This window comes from Dietzia sp. SLG310A2-38A2, assembly GCF_014145095.1.
GTDB lineage: Bacteria > Actinomycetota > Actinomycetes > Mycobacteriales > Mycobacteriaceae > Dietzia.
Genome location: NZ_JAALDX010000153.1, coordinates 1 through 7231, shown reverse-complemented (window position 1 = coordinate 7231; position 7231 = coordinate 1). Strand labels below are relative to the sequence as shown.

Sequence of the window (7231 nt, the reverse complement as noted above, 5' to 3'; positions counted from 1 at the left end):
GGTTCGGTGGTGGCGGCGGGTTCGGGGGCGGCGGCGCGGGCGGACGGTTCTGAGCGCTGCTGTACTCCGGTCTTCCTGACCGGTTAGGGTGTCCGCACGGTAACCCCGCGCCCGGTGGCGTCGTCCACCGGTCTGTCGAGTGCGCGGGATCTTGAGATGTACTCTGACGCCCCGGGTCGATCGATCCAGGTCTTCGTTCCCTCCGAGGTCTTCCAGGACGGCACGCTGTCCCCGCTGCACTCGGGAGACGTCATCAGTGTTCTTCTACGCCTGTCAACGTGGTGCGGTCCCGGAGCTCCCGGGGTCGCCACCTACCGGGTCATGGTTCACCCCGCGGTCGGGTTCGCGCCGATTCCGGATCGCGATGGCGTCCTCCGGTGGCCGTTTCATGTCTCCGGGGACGGGTGGAGTGCGATGTGGCGCCACCACACTCCGGTCACCGCACGGACGAGCCTCACCGGCCGGCTATTCCCTGACTTCCACCGTGGGGTGCTCGGCCACCCCGACACGGTGACCGGCCGCGTTCATCGCCTACAGCTGGTCGAGCAGTACTCCGAGACCGTCGACCGTGTCACGCGGTTCGTCGAGGGCACCGAACGCCTGCGCGACCTGGGTGAGTCGCCGGATCGCTATTGGCCGGACTTTCACAGAATCTGCCCCGACAACTCGGTACAGGAGGCCGGCATCCTGGTGGACCTGGCCCTCGACGACATCCCCGACCCGGTCAAGGGCTTCGACGCGGGTGCCGTGTCCGCACACGGCACCGACGTGTGGGTCATGGACAGATCCGACCCGGTACTGATGCAGGTCGACATCTCCCGGTCGCCCGCTCGGGTGACCGAGTACCTCCTGCCGCTGGCCTTTGAACGCCCACCCGTCAAGTGGAGTCGCGCTCTGCACGCCGACGACGACGGGTGCTGGATCACCTGCGAAGCGGAGATCGTCCGCTGCGATCACACCGGCCCCGACGAGGTCACGGTCCGACGCATCACGACCGACGGCAGGGACGACACCAGCTACGTCGATGGACGGCTGTTCGCGATGACCCAGCACTTCCCCTCCGTGCGATCGCACGACCGGTACGACAAGATCCGGTTCAATCCCGAGGAGCACCCGGTGCACGAACTCGTCGGCGACCTACTGATCCCCGTGAAAGATGAGGCCACCATCGTCCGGGCCAGGAAACACACACGTCGCGCCGACCGCGCAGAAGCCGCGGACGGCACCACGTGGATCGCGTCCGGAGGACTCTCGGCCCGTACGACCGACGGCTCCGAGCACCAGATCGATCTCTCCCACCCCGCGCGGGGCACGTCGCACTGGGACAAACCGGACCCGATGGATGACCCGGCCATTGCCGAACTCTTCCACGCCTTCGACTTCCCGCGCGACGAGAGCTGAGACGGCTCGGGAATCGGCCGCCGCCACTAGCCTCTTCATTCATGACACGTCGGCGGAAAGCACTCATCGCGGTGGTCGCGGTACTCGTCCTCCTCATCGCGGCGGTGGTCGCGTTGGGCACCTGGTACCGGCCGATGCTGCTCACCGGGACCGGGTACGCCGCGCACAACGCCTGCGCGATCCACTTCCTCACCGGCCGCGACGACCCGGAGACGGACCTTCCACCCAACCCACTGGTGCCGCTGCTGCGGACCGAGATCGACGACTCCGAGGGGTGGGCGCGCTCCTCCGTCCTGGGGGTCGCCTTTGCCCAGCAGGCCTGGGTCTCCGAGTACGGCTGCGCGGTGGGCGACAGCCGCGCGGCGGGCTCCGAGTACAGCTCTCTCGTCCGACCGGCGGAGGACCGCCCCGAGGGCGTTCGCCTACCGCAGGCCACCGGCGTCCCGGCTGAGGTCGGTGCAGCACTCGACCGGGCCGCCGGCGTCGAGGGCACGCGCGGACTCGTCGCGGTCCACCGGGGCGAGCTACTGGACGAGTGGTACGCCGACGGCTTCGGGCCGGACACCCGGCAGCTCGGGTGGTCCATGGCCAAGAGCGTGGCGGCCACGCTGGTCGGGCGGGCGCAGCAGGAGTTCCCGGACGCCGACCTCGACCCGGCGGTCACGGACCTGCGCCCCGAGTGGACTGACGAGAGGGCGCAGATCTCGCTCGACGACCTGCTGCGCATGACCTCGGGGCTGGAGTGGGACGAGGACTACGACCTCGGCACCCCCATCACGCAGATGCTGTTCGCCGAGCCTGACATGGCCGCGTTCGCCGCTGCCCAACCGCTCGCCCACGAACCGGGGACCTTCCGCCAGTACTCGTCGGGCACGACCAACGTCGTGTGCGACTTGCTGCACGAGCGCACCGGCCTCGGACCCGACATGGCCGACCAGCTGCTGTTCGGCCCGCTCGGGATGACCAGCGCGGTCCTCGAGGCCGACGCGTCCGGCCGGTCGGTGTGCAGCTCGTACCTCTGGGCCACGCCGCGGGACTGGGCGCGGTTCGGGCAGTTCACGCTGGATGACGGCGAGGTGGACGGTCGCCGTCTGCTCCCCGCGGGATGGATGGAATACGCCAGGACCGTCGTCCCGGCAGGCGGGGAGCCCGAGCCCTACGGCGCGCAGTGGTGGCTCAACGACGCTAGGGACGGCTCGCCGCTGCGCCTGCCCGGGATGCCTGCGGACGCCTATTGGGCCTCGGGCCACGACGGGCAGTACATCGTGGTGGTCCCGTCCGCCGACCTCGTGGTGGTGCGGACGGGCTTCACGCCCAGCGGGACCATCTACGAGCTCGGCATCGAGGACCTGGTCGGCGACCTCACCCGGGCCGTGAGCTGAGCCGGCTGGCCGGCTGCTCAACCCCAGGCCGCCTGGATCCCTGCGCTCGCCCGGTCGATCCGTTCGAGGCGGCTCTCGGTGTATAGAGCGACCTGGTCCACGATCACGCGCATCCGTGCCGCGTCGTCCGGCGCCGCGTCCCACAGCGGGCGCAGTACCGCGTCGAGTCCGGCCGGCGCCGAGTGTGCGAGGTACTCGGCCACCCGGTGGATGCGGTCGCGTTGACGGTCCTGACGGGCCCGGTGTCCCGGGTCGCTCATCACGTACCGCACGGCCATGGTCTTGAGCATCACGACCTCTGCCTCCACGTGCAGCGGCACCTCGAGGTCGGCACTGTACCGCCCGTGCGGCACCTCACCGTGCACCTCGCGGGTGGTGTGGATGGCGGGCATGACGAAGCGCCCGACCAGCTCGCTGGTGAGCGCCTTGAGGGCTACCGCCCCAGCGAAGGTCTCCTCGAACGGCTGGACGGCGCGGACCGCGTCGAGCGCGCCGAGCCTCCCGGCCGCCTCGCGCAGCTGGTCCGCGTCGGGCCCCCGGAACTCGCGTGCACCCAGCTCGGCCAGCGCCGAGACCTCCGAGGGGTCGGTCAGCGACCGCAGGTCCAGCCTGCCCGCAACGATCGCGTCCTCCACGTCGTGGACCGAATAGGCCACGTCGTCGGAGAAGTCCATGATCTGCGCCTCCAGGCACCGGGTGTCCCCGGGCGCGCCCACGCGGATCCAGGCGAGCGTGTCCGCGTCATCGGGATAGGCACCGAACTTCTTGGTGCCCTCCCGCGGCAGCCACGGGTACTTGGTGGCCGCGTCAAGCGCGGCGCGGGTGAGGTCCAGTCCGACCCCGCGCCCGTCGGCGTCGACGACCTTGGGCTCCAACCGCGTCAGAATCCGCACGGTCTGGGCGTTGCCCTCGTATCCCCCGAAGCCCCTCGCGACCTCGTCGAGGGCGCGCTCACCGTTGTGGCCGTAGGGCGGGTGCCCGATGTCGTGGCTCAACCCCGCCAGGTCGGCGAGGTCGGGGTCGCAGCCGAGCCCGGCGGCGATGCTGCGGGAGATCTGCGCGACCTCGAGGGAGTGGGTGAGGCGGGTCCGTGGGGTGTCACCGTCCCCGGGCCCGACCACCTGCGTCTTGTCGGCGAGCCGTCGCAGGGCCGCCGAGTGCAGGACCCGCGCGCGATCCCTCTCGAACGGGCTGCGCTCACTCGCCGTCCCCCGCGCCCGGGCGGGTCCCTCGCCCACCCGGCGCTCGGCCTCTGCGGCGTCGTACGCATACCCCGTCATGCGCGTCTCCTGTCGGGCGAGTGCGCCCCGTCGTCGTGGTCCCGGTCCGCTCCGGGCCGGTGGTGCTGCCGATCAGCCGGGGAAGTCCACGTCCGTTCCGGCGATCCGGTGGTACTGGTACCAGAGCACCGCGCCGGTCTCACGGATGATGCTCAAGACCTGGTTCTCCCGGGTCCAGACCGCGGGGCCCTGCCTCGTCGGCGAGGTCCACGCATCCAATCCGGCGTCCCGGGCCATCATCCGCGCCCGATACGAGTGCGTGGGATCGCTGACCAGCACCACGGACCCGCCACCCTGATCACGCACGGTCAGCGCGACGGCGTCCAGACTGCCGACCGTGTTGGAACCGGTCTCGACCGCCAGGATCGCGGTGGGCGGTACCCCCAGGGTGGCCAGGTAGGCGCGACCCGCACCGGCCTCGGTGAACCGGTCCCCCGGCTGGTTTCCGCCGACCGTGATGATCTGGGGTGCGACGCCCTCCTCGTACAGGGTGGCGGCGTGATCGAGTCGGGACTGGAAGACCGGGGTGGGGACGCCGTCGTACTGGGCCGCGCCCAGGACGACGATCGCGTCCGCCGTCGTGCGGTCGTCCACCCGCGCCACGTGCCACACACGGAACGCGATGAAGCCGGGAATGACGAGACACAGCAACAGTGCGATGACCACGAGCCATCCGATGGCCCTGGACACCGCCCGCAGCGGGGACCGGGATCTGTTCACCCGACCAGTGTGCCAGCGCCGGGTCAGCAGCCGATGAGCCGCTGCGCGAGGTACCCCTCGACCTGGTCGATAGCCACCCGCTCCTGCTCCATGGTGTCCCGCTCACGGATGGTCACCGCCTGGTCCTCGAGGGTGTCGAAGTCCACGGTGATGCAGAACGGGGTGCCGATCTCGTCGTGGCGGCGGTAGCGTCGCCCGATCGCCTGCGCGTCGTCGAAGTCCACGTTCCAACTCTTGCGCAGCTGCGCGGCCAGATCCCGTGCCTTGGGCGAGAGATCCGCGTTCCGCGAGAGCGGCAGCACGGCCGCCTTGAACGGTGCGAGGCGACGATCGAGCTTCAGAACGGTGCGGGTGTCCACGCCGCCCTTGGAGTTGGGCGCCTCGTCCTCGGTGTAGGCGTCGATGAGGAATGCCATCAGCGACCGGGTCAGGCCGAAGCTCGGCTCGATGACGTAGGGCACGTACTTCTCGCCCGAGGCCTGGTCGCGGTACTGCAGGTCCTCACCGGAGTGGGTCTGGTGCTGGGTGAGGTCGTAGTCCGTGCGGTTGGCCACGCCCATCAGCTCGCCCCAGGGGTTGCCGGAGAAACCGAACTTGTACTCGAAGTCGATCGTGCCGGCCGAGTAGTGGGCGCGCTCGTCGTCCGGGACGTCGAAACGACGCATGTTCTCCGGGTCGATGCCCAGGTCCACGAACCAGTCCCAGCAGTCCTCGACCCACTGCTTGAACCACTCGTCGGCCTCGTCGGGCTTGGTGAAGAACTCGATCTCCATCTGCTCGAACTCGCGGGTCCGGAAGATGAAGTTGCCGGGGGTGATCTCGTTGCGGAACGCCTTACCGATCTGGCCGATGCCGAACGGCGGCTTACGCCGGGCAGTGGTCATGACGTTCTTGTAGTTGACGAAGATGCCCTGGGCGGTCTCGGGCCGGAGGTAGTGCAGACCCTCCTTGTCGTCGACCGGGCCGAGGTAGGTCTTCATCAGGCCCGAGAACAGCTGCGGCTCGGTCCATGCCCCGGGCTGGCCCGTGACGGGGTCCTTGATGTCCGCGAGTCCGTTGGCCGGTTCGCGTCCGTGCTTGGCGACGTAGGCCTCGATGAGGTGGTCGGCGCGGTAGCGCTTGTGGGTGTGGAGAGACTCGACCAGCGGGTCGGTGAAGGTGTCGACGTGGCCGGAGGCCTCCCACACCTTGCGGGGCAGGATGATCGAGGAATCCAGGCCCACGACGTCCTCGCGGCCGGTGACGAAGGTCCGCCACCACTGCTTCTTGATGTTGTCCTTGAGCTCCACGCCGAGCGGACCGTAGTCCCACGCCGACCGGGTTCCGCCGTAGATCTCGCCACACTGGTACACCAGTCCTCGGCGCTTGCAGAGGTTGACGACTGTGTCGATGACGGACGTTGTGGATGCCACGTCGGGGGTTCTCCCTTTGGTGAGTCGGTTGGCGGAGGTGTCGGGGTGGACGGCCTCGGCGCGGGCCGGCGCCCGCGGCACTTCTCACCAGGGTATCCGGTCCACCCCGGCGGTCTGGGATACTGGGGTCCCCCACCCGACACGGCGCCGGTCCCCACCGCGCCCGGAAGGTTGCGCTAATGGCATCCGGACCCGAGTCCCCGGCCGACGCCGGGTCTGCCGCGGACATCCACGACCCCGGCTCCCACGCCGCCCCCGTGCCGCTACCACCGCAGCACGTGGTGGCGGCCGCGGGCGAGTTGCTCCGCGCGCTGTCTGCGCCGCTGCGAATCGCGATCGTGCTGCAGCTGCGCGAGGGGCCGCGCTGCGTCCACGAGCTGGTGGACGCCCTGGACGTCGCCCAGCCGCTGGTGAGTCAGCATCTGCGGGTGCTCAAATCGTCCAATGTCGTCTCTGCGCACCGGCGGGGACGCGAGATCCGCTACGAGCTGCTCGACGACCATCTGTTGCACATCGTCGAGGCGGCCGTCGGGCACGCCGGGGAGGAGTAGGACGTGGACACACCGGACAAATCGATCGGCGTGCGCTCGACCCGTCAACGCAGTGCCATCTCCGCGCTGCTCGACGAGTCCAAGGGGTTCCGCTCCGCCCAGGATCTCCACGCCGAACTCCGCGAACGCGGCGACGCGATCGGGCTGACCACCGTCTACCGGACCCTGCAGTCGATGTCCGACGCAGGTGCTGTGGACGTGCTGCGCACCGACTCCGGCGAGCTGATCTTCCGGAAGTGCTCCGATTCCCACCATCATCACCTGGTGTGCCGGGTGTGCGGTTTCACGGTGGAGGTCGAAGAGCCGGAGGTCGAGACGTGGGCGCACCGTGCCGGCGGCGCCCACGGCTTCACCGAGGTGACCCACACCGTCGAGTTGTTCGGCGTCTGCTCGGCGTGCGTCGCCGCAGGGAGGGGCGAGCCGACGGGCACGGCGGACTGACCCGGGACTACGCCGGCGGACGCGCCGCCCGGTCTCGCGCCCGC

The 7231-nt window shown here is 69.8% G+C and carries 7 protein-coding genes; 4 read left to right on the top strand and 3 right to left on the bottom strand.

Going from position 1 to position 7231, the window contains the following annotated elements; translation table 11 throughout:
• Nucleotides 1-156: 156 nt before the first annotated feature.
• Together G6027_RS05885 and G6027_RS05880 are read left to right on the top strand one after the other, a co-directional pair.
• Nucleotides 157-1401 carry a hypothetical protein gene (locus G6027_RS05885; protein ID WP_182636280.1) on the top strand — a complete coding sequence of 415 codons (1245 nt, stop codon included), beginning with the start codon at nucleotides 157-159 and terminating at the stop codon, nucleotides 1399-1401.
• A 41-nt stretch (nucleotides 1402-1442) separates the two neighbouring features.
• On the top strand, nucleotides 1443-2783 hold the full coding sequence (locus G6027_RS05880; RefSeq protein ID WP_182636278.1) for a serine hydrolase: 1341 nt from the start codon (nucleotides 1443-1445) through the stop codon (nucleotides 2781-2783).
• A gap of 17 nt (nucleotides 2784-2800) precedes the next feature.
• On the opposite strand, the gene G6027_RS05875 is transcribed toward G6027_RS05880, so the two are convergent.
• The 3 genes from G6027_RS05875 to G6027_RS05865 all read right to left on the bottom strand — a co-directional run bounded on the left by G6027_RS05875 (nucleotide 2801) and on the right by G6027_RS05865 (nucleotide 6195).
• Nucleotides 2801-4063, bottom strand: a complete 1263-nt coding sequence (locus G6027_RS05875; RefSeq protein WP_182636276.1) for a deoxyguanosinetriphosphate triphosphohydrolase — start codon at nucleotides 4061-4063, stop codon at nucleotides 2801-2803.
• A gap of 72 nt (nucleotides 4064-4135) precedes the next feature.
• Nucleotides 4136-4753, bottom strand: coding sequence for an ElyC/SanA/YdcF family protein (locus tag G6027_RS05870; protein WP_182636282.1), 618 nt, complete (start codon nucleotides 4751-4753; stop codon nucleotides 4136-4138).
• Nucleotides 4754-4806: 53 nt separating this feature from the next.
• On the bottom strand, nucleotides 4807-6195 hold the full coding sequence (locus tag G6027_RS05865; protein ID WP_182636274.1) for a glycine--tRNA ligase: 1389 nt from the start codon (nucleotides 6193-6195) through the stop codon (nucleotides 4807-4809).
• A 179-nt stretch (nucleotides 6196-6374) separates the two neighbouring features.
• Between G6027_RS05865 and G6027_RS05860 the strand changes: the two genes are divergently transcribed.
• Together G6027_RS05860 and G6027_RS05855 are read left to right on the top strand one after the other, a co-directional pair.
• A complete protein-coding gene (locus tag G6027_RS05860) occupies nucleotides 6375-6746 on the top strand; it encodes a metalloregulator ArsR/SmtB family transcription factor (protein WP_182636272.1) in 372 nt (123 codons plus the stop codon).
• A 3-nt stretch (nucleotides 6747-6749) separates the two neighbouring features.
• Nucleotides 6750-7187, top strand: coding sequence for a transcriptional repressor (locus G6027_RS05855; protein ID WP_182636270.1), 438 nt, complete (start codon nucleotides 6750-6752; stop codon nucleotides 7185-7187).
• Nucleotides 7188-7231: the final 44 nt, after the last annotated feature.